14 protein-coding genes are annotated in these 19,964 nt (G+C 70.7%); 12 read left to right on the top strand and 2 right to left on the bottom strand.

Annotated elements, in window-relative coordinates:
* Positions 1-5 precede the first annotated feature (5 nt).
* From pstA to KSO98_RS09055, 6 genes are all read left to right on the top strand, one after another.
* A complete protein-coding gene (gene pstA / locus KSO98_RS09080) occupies positions 6-1,244 on the top strand; it encodes a phosphate ABC transporter permease PstA (RefSeq protein WP_225285052.1) in 1,239 nt (412 codons plus the stop codon).
* Positions 1,241-5,653, top strand: coding sequence for a substrate-binding domain-containing protein (locus tag KSO98_RS09075; RefSeq protein WP_225285049.1), 4,413 nt, complete (start codon positions 1,241-1,243; stop codon positions 5,651-5,653). Before pstA ends, KSO98_RS09075 begins: the two co-directional genes overlap by 4 nt.
* Complete coding sequence (locus KSO98_RS09070) at positions 5,650-6,588, top strand: sortase (RefSeq protein WP_225285047.1); 939 nt, start codon at positions 5,650-5,652, stop codon at positions 6,586-6,588. The genes KSO98_RS09075 and KSO98_RS09070 overlap by 4 nt, the downstream gene beginning before the upstream one ends.
* Before the next feature lie 44 nt (positions 6,589-6,632).
* Positions 6,633-8,102, top strand: a complete 1,470-nt coding sequence (locus KSO98_RS09065; protein WP_225285044.1) for a substrate-binding domain-containing protein — start codon at positions 6,633-6,635, stop codon at positions 8,100-8,102.
* A gap of 106 nt (positions 8,103-8,208) precedes the next feature.
* Positions 8,209-9,072, top strand: a complete 864-nt coding sequence (locus KSO98_RS09060; RefSeq protein WP_225285042.1) for a phosphate ABC transporter ATP-binding protein — start codon at positions 8,209-8,211, stop codon at positions 9,070-9,072.
* A complete protein-coding gene (locus KSO98_RS09055) occupies positions 9,069-9,764 on the top strand; it encodes a lytic murein transglycosylase (protein ID WP_225285039.1) in 696 nt (231 codons plus the stop codon). The genes KSO98_RS09060 and KSO98_RS09055 overlap by 4 nt, the downstream gene beginning before the upstream one ends.
* A 56-nt stretch (positions 9,765-9,820) precedes the next feature.
* Here the strand turns inward: KSO98_RS09055 and KSO98_RS09050 are convergent, their stop codons facing one another.
* Positions 9,821-10,414: a TetR/AcrR family transcriptional regulator gene (locus tag KSO98_RS09050; RefSeq protein ID WP_225285037.1), complete on the bottom strand. Its 594-nt coding sequence runs from the start codon at positions 10,412-10,414 to the stop codon at positions 9,821-9,823.
* 45 nt (positions 10,415-10,459) lie between these two features.
* Between KSO98_RS09050 and KSO98_RS09045 the strand changes: the two genes are divergently transcribed.
* The 6 genes from KSO98_RS09045 to KSO98_RS09020 all read left to right on the top strand — a co-directional run bounded on the left by KSO98_RS09045 (position 10,460) and on the right by KSO98_RS09020 (position 19,125).
* The gene (locus tag KSO98_RS09045) at positions 10,460-11,722 is read left to right on the top strand and encodes an oxygenase MpaB family protein (protein ID WP_225285036.1); all 1,263 of its coding nucleotides are present in this window, start codon (positions 10,460-10,462) and stop codon (positions 11,720-11,722) included.
* Between the two features lie 26 nt (positions 11,723-11,748).
* Positions 11,749-15,315: a transcription-repair coupling factor gene (gene mfd / locus KSO98_RS09040; RefSeq protein ID WP_225285031.1), complete on the top strand. Its 3,567-nt coding sequence runs from the start codon at positions 11,749-11,751 to the stop codon at positions 15,313-15,315.
* Between the two features lie 79 nt (positions 15,316-15,394).
* The gene (locus KSO98_RS09035) at positions 15,395-16,858 is read left to right on the top strand and encodes a basic amino acid/polyamine antiporter (protein ID WP_225285029.1); all 1,464 of its coding nucleotides are present in this window, start codon (positions 15,395-15,397) and stop codon (positions 16,856-16,858) included.
* 11 nt (positions 16,859-16,869) lie between these two features.
* Positions 16,870-18,114, top strand: a complete 1,245-nt coding sequence (locus KSO98_RS09030) for an arginine deiminase (protein ID WP_225285024.1) — start codon at positions 16,870-16,872, stop codon at positions 18,112-18,114.
* A 28-nt stretch (positions 18,115-18,142) separates the two neighbouring features.
* The gene (locus KSO98_RS09025; RefSeq protein ID WP_225285023.1) at positions 18,143-18,724 is read left to right on the top strand and encodes a DUF4916 domain-containing protein; all 582 of its coding nucleotides are present in this window, start codon (positions 18,143-18,145) and stop codon (positions 18,722-18,724) included.
* Positions 18,721-19,125, top strand: a complete 405-nt coding sequence (locus KSO98_RS09020; RefSeq protein WP_225285022.1) for a MazG nucleotide pyrophosphohydrolase domain-containing protein — start codon at positions 18,721-18,723, stop codon at positions 19,123-19,125. The genes KSO98_RS09025 and KSO98_RS09020 overlap by 4 nt, the downstream gene beginning before the upstream one ends.
* 123 nt (positions 19,126-19,248) lie before the next feature.
* On the opposite strand, the gene KSO98_RS09015 is transcribed toward KSO98_RS09020, so the two are convergent.
* Complete coding sequence (locus tag KSO98_RS09015) at positions 19,249-19,857, bottom strand: malonic semialdehyde reductase (protein WP_225285020.1); 609 nt, start codon at positions 19,855-19,857, stop codon at positions 19,249-19,251.
* Positions 19,858-19,964 lie beyond the last annotated feature (107 nt).

The raw sequence follows: 19,964 nt of genomic DNA, 5'->3' as shown, positions 1-19,964 counted from the left end.
CCCGCATGACCGCCCTCCTCGACCCCATCGACGGCACGCCGGCCGCGCCCGTGCGACAGATCAGCACCGCGCTGCCGACCAAGGACACGAGCGTGCGCCCGGTCCCGCGCGCCACGCTCGGCGGTCTCCCGCTCGAGAACCACTTCCTCACCTGGGGTGCCCGCTTCGCGGCGCTCGCGATGGCCTGGATCATCACCCAGCGGCTCCTGCCGTGGCACGGCCCGGGCTGGTTCGTGGTCGTCTTCGCGCTGTGCAACGTCCTGCTGCTGGCCGTCGGCACCGCGGTCTTCGACACCAACGTCGCCGTCTCCGACCGGGTCGCCCAGTGGACCGTCTCCTCGGCCGCGGTCTTCGTCTACGTCGCGCTCGGCTCGGTGATCGTCTACGTCCTGCACAAGGGCTGGCCCGCGCTGCACCACGCCAACTTCTTCACCCATGACATGTCGGGCGTCAGCTCCAAGGACCCGCTCACCCAGGGCGGCATCACGCACGCCATCGCGGGCTCGGCGGTCCAGCTCGGCATCGCCTCCGCGATCTCGCTGCCGCTCGGCATCGGCACTGCGGTCTTCATGAACGAGGTCGGCGGCACGTTCGCCAAGATCGTCCGTACGGTCGTCGAGGCGATGACCGCGCTGCCCGACATCCTCGCCGGTCTGTTCATCTACACCGTCTGGATCATCGCCTTCGGCCTGCCGAAGTCGGGTCTGGCCGCCGCACTGGCGATCAGCGTGATGATGCTGCCGATCATCGCCCGCACCTCCGACGTCGTGCTGCGCGTGGTGCCCGGCACGCTGCGCGAGGCCTCGCTGGCACTGGGCGCCAGTCGCTGGGCGACGGTGTGGAACGTGGTGCTGCCGACGGCCCGCTCGGGCCTCGGCACCGCGCTGATCCTGGCGATCGCGCGCGGCGTCGGCGAGACGGCTCCCGTCCTCATCACGTCGGGCAACTCACCGTTCCTGCACCTCAACCCGGGCAGTGGCGTGATGAGCTCGCTGCCGCTCTTCATCTTCGACGGGGCCCGCAGCGGCGAGGATCTCCAGGTCCAGCGCGCCTTCGGCGCCGCTGCGGTCCTGCTGGTCCTCGTGGTCGCCCTCTTCGCGACGGCCCGCTACCTGGCCCGTCCCGCGTCCAACAAGCCGTCGCTGCTGCGTCGTCTCCGCCATGCCCTGGCCGGCTCGCTGCGCTCGGTGCGCAGCACCGTCGCTCGTCGTACCCCTTCTGTGACTGCCGAGGAAGCCTCGTGATCTCCCGACTCCTGTCCCGCCGCGCCCGGTGGCGCGTCCTGCTCGTCGCGCTCCTCTCGGGTGCCGTCCTCGGCCACATGGTGGGGCCCGCCTCGGCCGAGTACGCCTCGATCGAGGGCTCCGGCTCGACCTGGGCCTACACGATCGTGCAGCAGTGGATCGCCGACGTGTCGAAGAACGGCATGCAGGTCACGTTCAACAACAACGGCTCCTCGCAGGGCCGCAAGGACTTCGCCGGCTACGTCACCGACTTCGGTGACTCCGACATCCCGTACCAGGGCACCGACCCGGTCACGCACCAGCAGGACATCTCGGTCCGTCCGTACGCGTACCTGCCCGTGGTCGCCGGCGGCACCGCGTTCACCTACCAGATCAAGGTCGGCGGCAAGAACGTCACGAACCTGCGCCTGTCCGGCGAGACGGTCACCAAGATCTTCACCAACCAGATCACCAACTGGAACGACCCGCAGATCACCAAGGACAACAACGGCCACGCGCTGCCGTCCCTGCCGATCACGCCGGTCGTGCGCTCCGACGGCTCGGGCGCGACCGCCCAGTTCACGCTCTGGATGGACAAGCAGTACCCGTCGATCTGGCGCGCCTACAACGGCGCGGCCGGTCTGACCTCGCTCTACCCGCGCAAGGGCCGCCAGATCGCGGCCGCCGGTGACGACGGCATCATGAACACCGTCTCGGCCGCGACCGGCAACGGCACCATCGGGTACGCCGAGTACTCCTACCCGCTCAACGCGCACTACCCGGTCGCCTACATCGAGAACAAGGCCGGCTACTTCGTCCAGCCGACCCAGTACAACGTCGCGGTCGCCCTGACCAACGCCAAGATCAACGGCTGCAACGCCAACGGCGACTGCAGCCCCGCCGGCCTGGCTCCGAACACGTACCTCAACCAGAACCTCGACGGCGTCTACACGTCGACGGACCCGCGCACCTACCCGGTCTCGTCGTACTCCTACATGATCATCCCGACGTCGAAGGACGACCGCCGGATGACGCCGGCCAAGCGCCAGACGCTCGCCGACTTCCTCACCTACTCGCTGTGCGGCGGGCAGTCCAAGGCGGGCCCGTACGGCTACTCGCCGCTGCCGCTCAACCTGGTCAAGGCGGCCTTCGGGCAGGTCCAGAAGCTCGGCCCCGGCGCTGAGGGTGGCGCCGTCGCCGGCGTGAACATCAAGGACGCGACCGCCAACCTGCAGGGCTGCGACAACCCGACCTTCGTCAAGGGCAACCTCGCCGCCAACCACCTCGCGCAGGTGGCCCCGCAGCCACTCGCCTGCCAGAAGTCGGGCAACGACCCGTGTGGCGCCACCGTCGTCGCGCCGGGCACGACCACCGAGGCCGGCAGCAACGAGACCACCGGAGCCAAGGGCGGGACGACCACCGGCACCGGTGGAGTTCCGGGTGCCGGCACGCCGGCGCCACCCGCGGGGGCCGGGCGGTGCTGCCCCGGTCGGGGCGGGGGTGGACCCGGCGCCCGGCGTCGTCGCCCCGGCGGCGGCGGCCGCCGGCGGCACGGCCGTCACCGCCAGCGCGAACGCCATCGAGCTCAGCGCGTCCCACCCCGGCGACAACCGGGTCTTCGGCTGGGTCTCGGTCATCGAGCTCGCCGCCCTGGTGCTCGCGCCCGGTCTCTACGTCGCCTTCCGGCGCCGCCTCAAGGCGGGGGCGAAGGCATGAGCACCCTTCGACTGGTGGCTGGCGACCAGCTCGCCCGGCGGCTGACGGTCCTGGCCGGCATCCTCGCGCTGCTCCTCGCCGTCCTCGCGGCCCTGCCGGGCCAGGCGACTGCGGCCAGCAACGCCCCCGCGTACTCCAAGACTCAGAAGCTGACCCGCTCGTACTACCTGCCGAGCGCCGGCGGTGCGAGCGACCCGGCGTCGGCCTCCGCGGACCCGAGCGCGACCGCGTCGCCGAGCCCGGCGCCGCAGGGCGAGAAGAAGACGGTCTCCAACACCGTCACCGTCCAGGCCAACAAGACCACCGACCTGCAGTCCCGCGAGCGGATCAACATCTCCTGGTCGGGCGCCCACCCGACCGGCGGGCGCGCGCTCAACCCGTACGGCATCAACGGCGTCGCCCAGGAGTACCCGGTGATGATCATGGAGTGCCGCGGCATCGACAACCCGGCGCTCCCGGCCTCGCAGCAGCTGTCGCCGCAGACGTGCTGGACGAGCACCTACAACCAGCGCACCTCGCAGGCCGACCCTGATCACGCCACCTGGCTCTTCGACGCCCGGGGCAAGGACCCGGTCCTCGACCCTGCCGACGCCAAGCCGGGCGTCAGCGGCGTCGACCCGTCGACGCTGAGCAAGGACTGCCCCACGGGCTCGACCTTCGCCTTCCACATCACGCAGTTCGTCTCCGCGCCGACGTCCCAGGACAAGGACGAGAAGGCCTACGACGAGTGCAACGACCAGACGATGCCGCCCTCGGCCTCCAACAACGCAGGCGAGCCCACCAACGAGCTCTACGCGTTCACCGGGCCTGACGGCCGCGGCTCGGCGCAGTTCGAGGTCCGCACCAAGATCGAGAACGAGGCGCTCGGCTGCTCGCAGAGCGTCCCGTGCTCGGTGGTCGTCATCCCGATGATGGGCATCGACTGCGCCTCGGTCGCCGACCCGTGCAACGGCAGCGGGAACTTCGAGCCCGGCACCATGAACTTCGACAAGTCCGCCATCGACGACGCGCTCTCGCCGCTCTACTGGTGGTCGCCGTCGAACTGGAGCCGACGCTTCTCGATCCCGCTCACCTTCGCCCCGCCGCCGGACACCTGCTCGCTGAACGGCTCCGGCGCCCCGGTGCCGTTCTACGGCTCCGAGCTGCTCAGCCAGGCTGCGCTGCAGTGGGCCCCGGCGTACTGCCTCAACGAGAGCCGCTTCAACTGGCAGGCCAACTCCATGCCGGACGAGGCCGCGACCCAGCTGGTCCTCAACGGGGGTGCCGTCGCGTCCCAGCCGTCCGCCCGGGTCGACGGCGACAAGGGGCTGGCGTACGCGCCGACCGCCCTCACCGGCTGGGGCATCGCGTACAACATGGACCGTCCCGATGGCAGCATCGACACCTCGCTCAAGCTCAACCCGCGCCTGATCGCCAAGCTGCTGACCGAGTCCTACCCGGGCTCCAACCTCATCTCGGGCGCGCACGCCGATGCCCAGGGCAAGCCCGACCTGGCCGCGAACCCGCTGTCGATCAACCGCGACCCGGAGTTCCAGGCGCTCAACCCGGGGCTGAACACCGGTGCCGCGAGCGAGGCCGCGGCGACGCTGCTCGCCCTGTCGACCGACTCGGCCGTGATGGATCAGCTCACCTCGTACATCGCCGCCGATCCGGCAGCGATGGCCTGGCTCAAGGGCAAGCCCGACCAGTGGGGGATGAAGGTGAACTCCTACTACAAGGGCATCGACCTGCCGGTCAGCACCTGGCCGCTGCTCGACCAGTGGGTGCCCAAGCACACCGGCATCTCCTGCCTCGACGCCAACCCGGCGCCGTACCTGCAGAAGGTCGCCGCACCGGTCAGCACGTTCGCGCTGATCGCCCGGGCCATGCTGCTGAGCTGGCCCAACGTCAGCACCGTCTGCACGCTCGACCCGACCTCGAACACCTGGTCGCTGGGCCGGGTCGCCCAGCAGGGCATCGGTCGCCGGATGCAGTTCGGCGTCGTCACCCTCGGCGACGCCGCGCGCTACGGCCTCACCGTCGCCAGCCTGCAGGCCTCGCCGGGCCATTTCGTCGCCGCCGACCAGGCCGGCATCGAGGCTGCGGTCAAGCTGATGAAGCAGCCGAAGGACGACAAGCCGTTCACGCTCACCCAGGACGACGTCCGCGGCAGCGACACCGCCTACCCGGGGACCTCGGTCGTGTACACGGCCGCGAAGGGGCGCGGCCTGGCCAAGCCCGACGCCGCGCACGTCGCCCAGTTCATCCAGGTCTCGACGACCGAGGGTCAGGCCCCTGGCCGTGGCAACGGTCAGCTGCCCACCGGGTACGTGCCGATCCGTAAGTCCGGCCCGACCGCAAAGCTCTTCGACGCCGCGGTCGTCGCCCGTCACGCGATCCTCGCCCAGAAGGGCGTCCCGGGGGACGGCGCCGCCGCCTCGGCGCCGACGTCGACCCCGCCCACCGGTGGCGGCAACGGCACCACCACGACCGGCGGCGGCACCGTGGCCATTCCGCCGGGTGTCGCACCGGCTCCGACCGACGTCGTCGGCGGCCCGCAGACCACGACCGGAGGCGACACGACCACGACCGCCGGCGGCCCCGTGGTGACGACCGCCCTGGTCAGCTCCTCGGTCGGTGGCGGCATGCTGCCGCTGCTCCTCGCCGGCGCCCTCGCCGCCCTGCTCGCCTCGCTGGCGCTGCGAGTCGCCCTGCTGATCCGGAGCGTCAAGTGAGCGCCGCGACCACCCCGGCCGCGGTCACCGGTGCCCGCAAGAAGGGCTCGATCCTGACCCAGGAGCGTCGCGCGATCCGTCCCGGCGAGGCCGAGGAGGCCCTCGAGATCGCCTCGTCCGCGCTGACGGTCGTCGCGATCGTCTGCGTCTGGCTGGTGCTCCAGCTCCTGGTCCTCGGTGGCCTGAGCCACCTGCGCAGCCAGCACCTGCTCTACGGCGAGTTCCGCGGCCAGCTGGCCGCGGCGACGGCGCCGACCGGCGCGCTCGACTACAACGGTGTCGCCGTCGAGCGTGGTGCTCCGGTGTCGATGCTGGCGATCCCGGCCCTCGGCCTCGAGCAGGTCGTCGTGCAGGGCTCGACCTCGCGCGACCTGATGGCCGGCCCGGGGCACCTGCCCTCCACGGTCCTCCCGGGTCAGCAGGGCACCTCGGTGGTGATGGGACGCGCCAGCACCTACGGAGCGCCGTTCCGCCACCTCGGTGCCCTGAAGGCCGGCGACCAGGTCGTGGTCCAGAACGCCGAGGCGTCGGTGACCTACCACGTCGAGGACGTCCGCCGTGCCGGTGACCCGGTGCCGACGGCGCTGACCGGCACGCAGGCCCGCCTGACCCTGGTCTCCGCGGCCAGCAGCGGCGCCCTGTCGGCGTTGCGTCCGCGTGACGCGATCTTCGTCGACGCGATCGCCCAGAAGGGCACCGGTGCGGGCTACACCGCCGGCGCCGCTCCGGCCGATGCCGTGATGGCTCGCGACACCAGCGTGCTGCCGCTGCTGTCCCTCTGTCTCGCTCTGCTGATCGCCCTCGTCCTGGGTGTGTCGGTGGCGCGACGCCGTGTCCGGACGTCGCTGGTGTGGCTCGTCGCCGCTCCGGTGGCGATCGCACTGGCCTGGGTGGCGACCGACCAGGTCGTCGCCCTCCTACCGAACTTGATGTGAACCCACATCAGGACGTAACAGAACAAGAAATCAGGGAGCAACTGATGTTCGTTCGCAAGTACAGCGCCAAGCTCGGCGTTGCTGGCCTGGCCGCCGGCGCCGTCGCGTTCGCCGCTCTGGCCCCGGCCTCGGCCGCCGGTCTCAACACCACCCTCAACCAGGGTGCCGCCTCGACCGCCAAGCCGGTCGACAACGCCGCCACCGACGGCACCGGCACGATCGTCTTCGCCGGCTCGGACACGATCCAGTACGTCATCGCCGACCTGGCCGACGCGTGGAACAAGAAGTCCGTCGCCGAGCGCACCATCGACGGCAAGGCCTACAACGTCCTCAGCTACAACGCGCTGAAGGACGACGGCACCGCGGTGACCAGCATCGGCACCGGCTGGGCCGGTATCGACGGCACCGACGCCGCGACCAACATCACCACGCCGAACGGCTCGGGCCCGGGCCTGCAGCTGCTCGGCAAGACCGACGCGAACGGCGGATCGGTCATCTCCTACGCCCGCTCCTCGTCGGCGCCGAACATCGACAAGTCGCTGGTCGACAAGGGCTCGAAGGAGGCGACCGGCTTCCCGTTCGCCCTCGACACCGTGGTCCTCGCCGTGTCGGCGAAGAACACCACCGCCCCCGCGGCGCTGAGTGACCAGCAGGTCCTCGACATCTACCACGGTGACGCCAAGAACTGGTCGAGCGTCGGCGGCAAGGCCGGCGTGATCGACGCGCTCCAGCCGAAGTCGGGCTCGGGCACCGCGAAGTTCTTCGCCGCCCAGATCGGCAACCTGTACGGCACGCTCGACCAGGGTGACCCGACCGCGATCAACGACGGCAGCCAGGTCGTCGGCATCCCGGACAAGTACGGCACCGACGGCACCCCGGTCGCCGAGCACAGCGGCGCGCCGCTGGTCGCCGACGTCAACGCCGTCGTCCCGATCTCGCTGGGCCGCGCGAAGGTGTGGAACGCCACCCACGACGCCAACTCGCAGATCCGCGTCATCGGCGGGTTCAAGAAGCAGCGTGCGCTGTGGCTCTTCGCCCGCAACAACGCCACCACGGCCGGCGCCCTGGGCCAGACCAAGGTCAACGCGGGCGTCTACGCCGACGGCAACGTCACCAAGAAGCTCCTCGCCAACGGCTCGGGCTTCTTCTGCTCGCCCGAGGCCCAGGCCATCATCGCGGCCGACGGCTTCTACGCGCTCTCGGGCTCGGCCTGTGGCGTTCCGCGGACGACCTCCGGTGACATCGTCCCGTCCACCGGCGTTGCTCCGGCGAGCATGTTCGTCCCGAACCCGCTCCTCGAGCAGGCTCCGGTCGTCACCCCGCCGTCCACCACGCCGAACGCCGCCCTCAAGGCCGCCCAGGCGAAGCTCAAGGCCGACCAGGCCAAGCTGAAGGCCGCCAAGAAGGCCCTCAAGAAGGCCAAGGGCCACAAGAAGGCCGTCTGGAAGAAGAAGATCGTCAAGCTGAACAAGGCGATCAAGAAGGACAAGGCCGCCGTCGCGGCTGCCGCCTGACGGTCGCACCGCTTTCGCGCGACAGCTGCCGACCCGGGGTGCACGCCCCGGGTCGGCACCCGTGCGAAAATAGAACTTTCCCGATTAATCAGAGAGACTTTGAGCCATGGCCACCGCCGAGTCCACCCAGGTGATCCCGACCCTCGACGGGTCGCCCGCCGCCGTCCCCGCACCCGGCGCCGCGTCGAACAGCCGGCTGGCCACCATCGAGGCGCGCGACGTCTCCTGCTGGTTCGGTGACCGGCTCGTCCTCGACCGCGTCTCGCTGACCATGGCTGCCGGCGAGATCACGGCGCTGATCGGGCCCTCCGGCTGTGGCAAGTCGACCTTCCTGCGCACCCTCAACCGGATGCACGAGCTCGTCCCGATCGCGAAGTTCGGCGGCGAGGTCCTGCTCGACGGCGAGGACATCTACGCACCGGAGAAGAAGCTCACCGACGCCCGTCGTGACATCGGCATGGTCTTCCAGCGCCCCAACCCGTTCCCGGCGATGTCCATCCGCGACAACGTCCTCGCGGGCCTGAAGCTCACCGGCGCCAAGGCGTCGAAGTCCGAGAAGGACGACCTGGTCGAGCGCTGCCTGCGCCTCGGCGGCCTCTGGAACGAGGTCAAGGACCGCCTCGACGCGCCCGGCGGCGGCCTCTCCGGCGGCCAGCAGCAGCGGCTGTGCATCGCCCGCTCGATGGCGATCCGCCCGCGCGTCCTCCTCATGGACGAGCCCTGCTCGGCGCTCGACCCGACCTCGACCCGCGTGATCGAGGAGTCGATGCGCGAGCTGGCCGAGGAGGTCACCATCGTGATCGTCACGCACAACATGCAGCAGGCCGCCCGCGTCTCCGACAAGACGGCCTTCTTCCTCGCCTCGCAGGGCACGCCCGGCGGCATCGTCGAGCACGGTGACACCCAGGCGATGTTCAGCAACCCGCAGGACCCGCGCACCGCCGACTACGTCAACGGCCGCTTCGGGTGATCCGCCTGCACCGGTGGCTCCCGGTGGCGGCGGGTGTGCTCGTCGTCTCCGTCCTCGCCTATGTCGCGTGGGCCTTCGTGTCGGCGCCCGACGCGGCGCCGATGGCCTACGTGGAGGCACCGGTCGCAGCTCCTGCCGCCCCCGTCGCTGACGCGGCGCCCGCGCCGGCCGCGCCGGCCGGCAGCGGCGCCGTCGTCAAGGACCCCGACCCGGCCTGGGTGGCGAAGACCGCCGCCGCGGCCGGGATCCCGGTGCCGGCGATGCGCGCGTACGCCCGCGCCCAGCTCGCCCGCCCGGCGGGCTGCGCGATCGGCTGGACCACCCTGGCCGGCGTCGGCTGGATCGAGTCCCAGCACGGCACCCTCGGCGGTCGTACGGTCGCCGACGACGGGCGGTCGTCGACGCCGATCGTCGGCTCCGCTCTCGGCGCCCTCGACCACGCGTACGGCCCGATGCAGTTCATCCCCTCGACGTGGTCGCGGTGGGCCTCCGACGGCGACGGTGACGGTCTGGCCGACATCGACGACCTCGACGACGCCGCGATGACCGCGATGCGCTACCTCTGCGGTGCCGGCGACGACCTCGCGACCGGTCAGGGCTGGTCGCAGGCGATCTTCGCGTACAACCACTCGCAGCAGTACGTGGACGACGTGTACGCGGCGGCCCAGTCCTACGCCCAGCGCACCCGCTGACTCGGCCCTCGCGCACCGCTGACTCGGCCCGCGCGCACGACTGACTCGGCCGTCCGTCACACGCCGCCGAGGTAGCCCGCGACCAGCGCGGTCATCTCCTCGATGACCACGTCCCGGTCGATCGGCGGCCGGTCGAGGACCCACCGCATGGCGAGATTCTCGATCGCGAGCACGATCATCCACGCGGCGACGCCCGGATCCGGGCGGGTGCTGGCGTCGGGCCGCACGACGAGATAGGCCCCGACCAGCTCCCGGACCCGACGCTCCAGCGCCCGGCGGCGCTCGCGGCTTCGGGCCAGCGGGAGCTGCTCGGCCACCACGCCCAGGAGCGTGCGGTCGGCCTCGAGCGCGCTGATCAGCGCGTCGGCGACCTGCCGGACCATCTGCGGACCGACCTCGCCGAGGTGGTCCGCGAGCGAGGCGGCGACGGACTCGGCGACCTCATCCCAGTAGCGGTCGACGACGATCTCGAGGATCGAGGCCTTGTCGGGGAAGTACTGGTAGAGCGAGCCCGGGCTGATCCCGGCCGTCGTGGCGACCTGGTTGGTGGAGAAGGCGTCGTACCCGCGCTCGACGAGCACCTGCCGACCGGCCGCGACGATCCGCTCGACCATCTCCCGGGAGCGCGCCTGGCGCGGTTCCTTGCGCATGGATGCGAATTGTATGCGAGTAATCGCTCGCGTCACGATGAAGGCATGACCACGGCTGTCGCAGCACTCCGCCCGCGCCCCGACGACCACCCCTTCCCGGCTCGCTACCGGGCCGGCGAGCAGCGCAACCTGCGCCTGGGGCGCAGCCTCAAGCTGCTGGCCCGGGTCGGTGACCTCGACGAGGACCTGATGGCCCGGATCGGGCGTGGCTTCACCGAGCGCGACGAGCTCGGCGCGGCCCTCGCGGACGCGATCCGGATGCGAGCAGGCGAGCCGGGCAGGGTGACGATGAAGCAGTTCCGGACAGCGCTCGAACGGGGCGTGGACGCCGTCCCGGACGCAGCCCCGGCCCTCGTCGACTTCTTCCGCGAGGTCGAGACCGTGCCGGTGTGGGTCGACCAGGAGCGCGTCGAACGCGGTGCGACCGTCTTCCGGCGGATGGGTCGCAACGCCGGCGACGTCCTGCTCCAGCTCTCGCTGATCGGCGGGTACCGGTTCGGCGGCCCCACCGACCTCCTGGTGCGGACCGACGGGCTGACCGGCGCGGCCACCTCGCGGCGCTTGGCCGAGACGCAGAAGTGGGCCACCTCGCTGCAGGGAGCCGACGCGCTGCGCCCGCACCAGGAGGCGTGGCGGCTGACCGTGCATGTGCGGCTCATGCACGCCCTGGTCAACGCGCAGTACGAGCCCGAGTGGGACACCGAGCAGTGGGGGCTGCCGATCAACCAGACCGACCTGGCCTCGACGCTCGGCCTCTTCGACGGCGTACCGCTCATCGGCTGCCGGGCGCTCGGCGTGCGGATCACGCGTCCGGACGCGGAGGACTACCTGCACCTGTGGCGATACGTCGGCCACCTGATGGGCGTCCACCCCGACTTTCTCGTCGAGCGCGAGCGCGACCGGCACCGGATCAACTACCACGTGCTCCAGGCACAGGGCGCGCTCACCGAGGCGGGCCCGCAGCTCGCGCAGGCGGTCGTACGCGCGCAGCGCGATCGGCAGTGGCACGGCTGGCCGGCGGCGCTCCAGCCGCTGCGCGGTCGCTACGAGCAGGAGCGGCTGCTGTCGATGCTGACGGTGTTCCTCGGCCTCGAGTCGATGAGAGACCTCGGCCTGGCGCCGCGGCCGCCGTGGGCGTTCGGCTACCTGGTCCCGCTCAACATGCTGCGCTACCAGGTGCTCGGCCGGACGGCGGCGGGCAGGCGGATGCTGGACGGCTGGGGCCGGCGCACCGCCGAGCGGGTGCTGGCGAGCTACTTCAAGGGCGATGCGCAGGGCGTCGGCGCCCTTCCCGCAGGCCATCCCTGACCGGGGCCGCCGTAGACTCGGCCCACGTGACCCTCTCTCCGCTCGCCGGTCAGCTCCTCGCCAGCCCGCACCTCGCCGAGGTGCTCGAGGAGGCCCAGGGCGGGAGGGTGCTGTCGCTCGACATCACCGGCCCGGAGGCGCTGCGCCCCTTCCTGGTCACGGGTCTGGTCAGTGCCGGTCGCACCGTGCTCGCGGTCACCGCCACCAGCCGCGAGGCCGAGGACCTGGTCAGCGATCTCGGCGACCTGATCGGGCCGGCGTCGGTCGCCTACTTCCCGAGCTGGGAGACGCTGCCGCATGAGCGGCTGAGCCCGCGATCCGACACCGTCGGGCGCCGCCTCGCGGTGCTGCGCCGGCTGGTGCACCCCGAGGCCGCCGGCGAGGCGCACGGACCGCTCAAGGTGGTCGTCGCGCCCGTACGATCCGTGCTCCAGCCGCAGGTCAAGGGCCTCGGCGACCTGGCGCCGGTCGAGCTGCGCAGCGGCCAGAGCGCCAGCATCGACGACACCGTCAAGGCGCTCGTGGACGCCGCCTACAGCCGGGTCGACCTGGTCGAGAAGCGTGGCGAGTTCGCGGTGCGCGGTGGCATCGTCGACGTCTTCCCGCCGACCGAGGAGCACCCGCTCCGAGTTGAGTTCTGGGGCGACGAGGTCGAGGAGATCCGCAGCTTCGCCGTCGCCGACCAGCGCACCGTGGAGAAGAAGGAGCGCCTGTGGGCGCCGCCGTGCCGCGAGATGCTGCTGACCGACGAGGTCCGCGCCCGCGCCAAGGCGCTCGGCGAGGCCCACCCCACCCTCATCGAGCTCACCGACAAGATCAGCCAGGGCATCGCGGTCGACGGCATGGAGTCCCTGGCACCGGTGCTGGTCGACGACATGGAGCTGCTCATCGACCTGCTCCCGGCCGACGGCGGGATCCTGGTCTGCGACCCTGAGCGGGTCCGGCGCCGGGCGCACGATCTGGTCGCCACCGCCGAGGAGTTCCTCGGCGCGTCGTGGGCCGCGGCCGCGAGCGGCGGCACCGCCCCGATCGACCTGTCCCGCGCCTCGTACCAGGAGCTCGGCGACGTCCGCGCCCACGCGATCGCCAACGGCCTGCCGTGGTGGTCGATCAGCCCGTTCGGCCTCGGCGATGAAAGCGGACCGATCGACACTACTCGGTTGGACGCAGCGACCGCCGGCGTCCCGTCGCGTGCCGTCCCGGTCAAGGCCGCCGAGAGCTACCGCGGCGACCTGCCGGCCGCCATCAAGGACCTCGCCCGCTGGCGCGACGACGGCTACCGCGTGGTCGTCGTCCAGCCGGGCCACGGCCTGGCCCAGCGGACGGTCGAGCAGCTGGCCGAGAACGACGTGCCCGCGCGGCTGGCCGACCCCGCCGATCCCGAGTCCAGCAAGCCGCGGCTCAACGTCGTCACGGTCGTCCAGGCCACTCTCCAGCACGGCTTCGTCGACGACGAGCTCAAGCTCGCCGTCCTCACCGGCGAGGACATCTCCGGGCAGAAGTCCTCGACGCGCGACATGCAGAAGATGCCGACGCGTCGCAAGAAGCAGATCGACCCGCTCGAGCTCAAGACCGGCGACTACGTCGTGCACGAGCAGCACGGCGTCGGCCGCTTCGTCGAGATGAAGCAGCGCGAGGTCGGGGGAGCGGTCCGCGAGTACCTCGTCCTCGAGTACGGCGCGTCGAAGAAGGCCGGTCCGCCGGACCGGCTCTACGTACCGGCCGACGCGCTCGACCAGGTCACCCGCTACGTCGGCGGCGAGCAGCCGAGCCTCGACCGGCTCGGTGGCGCCGACTGGCAGAAGCGCAAGGCGAAGGCGAAGAAGGCGGTCAAGGAGATCGCCGGCGAGCTGATCAAGCTGTACGCCGCGCGCCAGGCCACCAAGGGCTACGCCTTCGGACCGGACACCCCGTGGCAGCGCGAGATGGAGGACGCGTTCCCCTTCCAGGAGACCGTCGACCAGCTCTCGGTCGTCGACGAGGTCAAGGCCGACATGATGCGGCCCATCCCGATGGACCGACTGGTCTGCGGCGACGTCGGCTACGGCAAGACGGAGATCGCCGTGCGTGCGGCCTTCAAGGCGGTCCAGGACGGCAAGCAGGTCGCGGTCCTCGTCCCGACGACCCTGCTGGTCAACCAGCACCTGTCGACCTTCATCGAGCGGATGTCGGGTTTCCCGGTCAACCTGCGCGGACTGTCGCGCTTCCAGACCGACAAGGAGGCCCGGGAGGTCATCGCCGGCCTGGCCGACGGCACCGTCGACATCGTGGTCGGCACCCACCGGCTCTTCAACAAGGACATCCGGTTCAAGGACCTCGGCCTCATCATCGTCGACGAGGAGCAGCGCTTCGGCGTCGAGCACAAGGAGGAGATGAAGCGCCTGCGGACCTCGGTCGACTTCCTCGCCATGTCCGCGACCCCGATCCCGCGCACGCTCGAGATGTCGATCACGGGCATCCGCGAGATGTCCACCATCACCACCCCGCCCGAGGAGCGCCACCCGGTGCTCACCTACGTCGGCGGGTACGAGGACCGGCAGGTCGTCGCCGCCATCCGGCGTGAGCTGCTGCGCGACGGCCAGGTGTTCTACATCCACAACCGGGTCGACTCGATCGAGCGGGCCGCCGCGCGGATCCGCGAGCTCGTGCCCGAGGCGCGGGTCGCGGTCGCGCACGGCCAGATGAACGAGAAGCAGCTCGAGCAGGTGATGGTCGACTTCTGGGAGAAGACCTTCGACGTCCTCGTCTGCACCACGCTGGTCGAGTCCGGCCTCGACGTGTCCAACGCCAACACCATGATCATCGAGCGCGCCGACACCCTCGGCCTGTCGCAGCTGCACCAGCTGCGCGGCCGCGTCGGGCGCTCGCGCGAGCGGGCGTACGCGTACTTCCTCTATCCCTCCGAGAAGCCGCTCACCGAGACCGCCCACGAGCGGCTCGCGACGCTGGCGCAGCACTCCGACCTCGGCGGCGGCATGGCGATCGCGATGAAGGACCTCGAGATCCGCGGCGCGGGCAACCTGCTCGGCGGGCAGCAGTCCGGCCACATCGCGGACGTCGGCTTCGATCTCTACGTCCGTCTGGTCGGCGAGGCCGTCAGTGACTACAAGGGCACCACCGAGGAGCAGTACGAGGAGGTCCGCATCGAGCTGCCGGTCGACGCGCACCTGCCGCACGAGTACATCCCCTCGGAGCGGCTGCGCCTGGAGATGTACAAGCGCCTCGCCGAGGTACGGGCGGACGCCGACGTCGACGCGGTCGAGGCCGAGCTCAAGGACCGTTACGGGGAGCCGCCGATCGAGGTGGCCTCGCTGCTGCTGGTCGCGCGCTTCCGCGCCCGCGCGCGCCAGGCCGGAGTCACCGAGGTGACGATCGCGGGCAAGAACGTCCGTTTCTCGCCGGTCTCGCTGCCCGAGTCGCGCCAGGTGCGGCTCCAGCGGATGTATCCCAAGTCCCTCATCAAGGGCGCCACCGACACGATCCTGGTGCCGCGCCCGGTCTCGACCGGCTTCCCCGCCAAGCCGCTCGACGGGATCGCGCTGCTGGAGTGGGCGCGGGTGGTCATCGACGCCGTCGTCGACCCGAAGGAGTAGGCGGCGTGAACAGCGGGATTTACTACTGACCGATCGTCAAACGGGCCGCTAGGTTGGGACCATCTGCCTAGGAGGTGGCATGACCAGCAGCCCGGAGACCGTCGTCCCGGCCGCGGCCCGGCCGGTGGCCAAGCTCAGCCTGCCGATGCTCACGGCGATGGTGGTGGGCGGCATGGTCGGGGCCGGTGTCTTCTCGCTCCCTGCCCGCTTCGCCGTCGCCACCGGGATCCTCGGCTCGCTCATCGCCTGGGCTGTGGCTGGCACCGGCATGCTGATGCTCGCGTTCGTCTTCCAGAACCTCGCGATCCGCAAGCCCGAGCTCGACTCCGGCGTCTACATCTACGCCAAGGCGGGCTTCGGGGACTACGCGGGCTTCAACTCCGCGATCGGCTTCTGGGCGAGCACCGTGGCGGGCAACACGTTCTACTGGGTGTTCATGTCGGCCACGATCGGCGCCTTCACCTCGAGCTTCGGCGATGGCGCCACCGTGCTCGCCGTGGCGATCTCGTCGGTCGGGGTGTGGCTCTTCCACTACCTGGTCGCCCGCGGCGTCAAGGACGCGGCCGCGATCAACACGATCGTGACGATCGGGAAGCTGCTGCCGATCCTCACCTTCATCGTGGTGATGTTCGTCTACTTCGATGCCGGTGTCTTCGCCGACAACTGGCTGGCGGACACCTACGGCGAGCTCGGCAACCTGAACGAGCAGGTCCGCAACACGATGATCATCACCACCTTCGTGTTCATCGGTGTCGAGGGCGCGTCGGTCTACTCCCGCTACGCGAAGAGCCGGCGAGACGTCGGCCGTGCCACGGTGCTCGGCTTCCTGAGCGTGCTGGCGATCTTCGCGCTCGTCACGCTGTCCACCTACTCCGTGGTGCCGCAGCCCGACATCGCCCGAACCCGGCAGCCGTCCATGATCGGCGTCTTCGAGAGCCAGGTCGGTCACTGGGGTCAGATCTTCATCAGCGTCGGCATCATCATCTCCGTCCTCGGCGCCTACCTGGCATGGACCCTGATGGCTGCCGAGGTGCTGTACAACCCGGCGCGCGGCGACGACATGCCGCGCTTCCTCGGACTCGAGAACGAGAACGGTGTCCCGATCACGGCGCTCGTGGTCACCTCCCTGGGCATCCAGGCCCTGCTCGGCCTGACGCTCTTCGTGAACAACGCGCTGGACTTCATGCTCGACTTCTCGACCGTGCTGGCGCTGGTGCCGTACCTCCTGGCGGCGGGGTACGCCCTCAAGCTCGGCCTGACCGGTGAGGCGTACGAGGGCGTCCCACCGCGCGTGCGCCGCACCGAGACGATCGTGGCGGGAGCCGCGACCGCGTACACGCTCTTCCTCTTCGACGCTGCCGGCCTCAAGTTCGTCCTGCTCTCGACGGTCATCCTGGCGCCGGCCACGCTGCTCTACGTCAAGGCCCGCAGCGAGCAGGCGAGGCGCCTGTTCACTCCGGTGGAGGCGTGCCTGTGTGCGCTCATCGTGCTCGGTGCGGCAGCGGGTGTCATCGGTCTCTGGTCCGGCCATCTCTCCATCTGAAAGGCAGTCCGATGTCTCTCTCCTCCACGTATGGCGTGCACTCCGAGGTCGGCAGGCTGCGCAAGGTCCTGGTCTGTCGACCGGGGCTGGCGCACCGGCGCCTCACGCCGAGCAACAACGACGAGCTGCTCTTCGATGACGTGCTGTGGGTGGAGAACGCCCAGCGCGACCACGCCGACTTCGTCAACAAGATGGTCCAGCGCGGTGTCGAGGTGGTCGAGCTGCACGACCTGCTCGCCGAGACCCTCGACGTCCCTGGCGGACGGGAGTGGTTGCTGGACCGCAAGGTGGACCCCAACCACGTCGGCCTCGGGCTCGTCGACGGCACGCGCGCCTACCTCGAGACGCTGCCCTCGCCGCAGCTCGCCGAGCTGTTGATCGGGGGGATGGCGGTCGACGACCTGCCCGAGGACTTCCGCACCGGCTACGTCAGCCTCGCCCGGGAGTCGAGCGGCCGCGAGTACCTCATGGCGCCGCTGCCCAACACGCTCTACACCCGGGACACCACCTGCTGGCTCTACGGCGGCCTGACGATGAACCCGCTGTACTGGCCGGCCCGCCAGGACGAGACGCTGCTGTACAAGGCGATCTACTCCTTCCACCCCGACTACGTCGGATCGCGCGTCTGGTGGGGCGATCCCGAGCGGTCGTGGGGGAGCGCCACCTTCGAGGGCGGCGACATCATGCCGGTCGGCAACGGCGTGGTCCTGATGGGGATGAGCGAGCGCACCTCGCGCCAGGCGATCACGCAGGTCGCGGCGGCCCTCTTCGCCCAGGGCGCGGCCACCCGGGTGGTGGTGGCCGGCATGCCCAAGCTGCGCGCGGCGATGCACCTCGACACCGTGATGACCTTCGCCGACCGCGACATCGTCACGATCTACCCGAGCATCGTCGACCACATCCACGCCTTCACGCTGATGCCCTCGGACAAGGCTCCCGGCGTCGAGGTGATCGACCACGGCAGCGAGCGGTTCGTGGACGTGGTGGCGAAGTCCCTGGGGCTGCCCCGGCTCAACCTCATCGAGATCGGCGGTGACGTCTACGCCTCCGAGCGCCAGCAGTGGGACAGCGGCAACAACGCCGTCGCGCTCGAGCCCGGCGTCGTCATCACCTATGACCGCAACACCGTCGCCAACACGGCCCTGCGCAAGGCGGGTGTCGAGGTGATCACGATCGTCGGCGCCGAGCTCGGCCGTGGGCGCGGCGGCGGGCACTGCATGACGTGTCCGATCGTTCGCGACCCGCTCGAGTGGTGAGGCGGGGCCGATCTGGCAGGATCGGCCCATGACGATGGAGGCGTTCGGCGAGCAGAACTTCCCTGAGGAGCCGGGCTGGTCCGAGGGGCTGGAGAAGCAGCAGGGCTGGCTCTCGGAGGAGGAGCTGGCCGAGTCCCGGGGCCGGGTGCCGATCCTGTACGTCGAGGCGCTTCCCGTACGGGTCGGCCACGACGGGCGCGTCGTCGAGGTCGGGCTGCTGCTGCGCGGCTCGCCGGTGACCGGCTCCATCAACCGGACTCTGGTCTCGGGGCGGGTGCTGCACGGCGAGCGGGTCCGCGACGCGCTGATCCGGCACCTGGAGAAGGACCTCGGTCCGACCGCCTTCCCGGCGCTGCCGCCCTCGATCGTGCCGGCGGCCGTGGCCGAGTACTTCCCCTGGCCCGGCGAGCGGCTGAGCGACCCGCGCCAGCACGCCGTCGCGCTCGCGTACGTCGTCCCGGTGACCGGCGAGTGCCAGCCGCGCCAGGACGCGCTCGAGCTGACCTGGATGACGCCGGAGGAGGCGGCGGCCGAGGCGGTCGGCGCTGATCTCGAGGGTGGTCGCGGCGCGCTGCTGCGCCAGCTGCTGCACCACGCCGGCGCGCTGTGACCGACGCGCCGAGTGGGGCCTCGGGCGAGGGGCTGGTCGAGTTCCTCGCCACCATGCGGCTGATGCGCGAGCGCTGCGCGTGGAAGGCCTCGCAGACCCACGGGTCGCTGGCGCGCTTCCTGCGCGAGGAGTCCGAGGAGGTGCTCGAGGCGATCGAGGAGGGTGACCCCGCGCATCTGTGCGAGGAGCTCGGCGACCTGCTGCTGCAGATCTACTTCCACGCCGCGATCGCCGAGGAGCGCGGCGAGTTCACCATGGACGACGTGATCGCCGGGCTGCACGCCAAGATGGTCCGACGCAACCCGCATGTGTTCGACCCGGCCGTCGCGGCCGCCGGCCCGTACACCCTCGAGCAGATCGAGGAGCAGTGGCAGGCGGCCAAGCGGGCGGAGCGCGCCTGAGGCCCGCACCGTCGCGGTGATGCTTCCGCACGGTGACCGAACGAAAAGCGCTGGGAGTGACAGCGTGAGCTGTCACTCCCAGCGCGATGTATCACGGTGACATCGTGGTCACCGGGCGCGGCCTCAGGCCCAGACGATCGCCTTGTCGGCGTCGACGCGGGGGAGGCGGTCGAACCAGGGGTTCTCGCCCGGGTGACCGATGTTGACGACCAGCAGGGTCGTCCAGTCGCCCTCGGGGAAGAACTCGGCGTCGATGCCGTCCTTGTCGTAGCCCGCGATCGGACCGGCGGCGAGGCCGGCGGCGCGGGTCGCGAGGATGAAGGCACCCGACTGCAGGCCGGCCGAGAAGTTGCCGGCACCGTGGCGGGCGGCCTCGTCGGCGGCGAAGTAGTCCTTCATCTCCGGGCGGATCGGGAAGACGTTCGGGATCTCCTCGTGCCAGTTCTTGTCGTACGCGAGGATCGCGGTGACCGGTGCGGCGGCCGTCTTGGCGGCGTTGCCCTCGGCGATGTGCGGCAGGAGCCGCTCCTTGCCGGCGGCGTCGCGGACGAAGACCACGCGCAGCGGCTGGGTGTTCGCCATCGTCGGCGTGAAGCGGGTCATCTCCCAGATCTCACGCAGCTCGTCGTCGGAGACCTGGGTGTCGGCGAAGGAGTTGGACGTCCGGGCGCCGGTGAAGACGATCTGGCGGCCGGTCTCGTCGAGCTTCTGCAGGGTGATCGCGTCAGTCATGCCTCTTTCAACTATTTGCGTCGGTCAACGATTCCGCCCTCTAGGTGTGGCCCCGCTCACAGGCGTCCGGCCCAGCGGCCCGTACCTGCCGGTAGGCGCGTGGCCGA

Source organism: Nocardioides nematodiphilus (assembly GCF_020216525.1).
Lineage (GTDB): Bacteria > Actinomycetota > Actinomycetes > Propionibacteriales > Nocardioidaceae > Nocardioides > Nocardioides nematodiphilus.
This window is presented reverse-complemented; position numbering and strand designations above follow the sequence as displayed.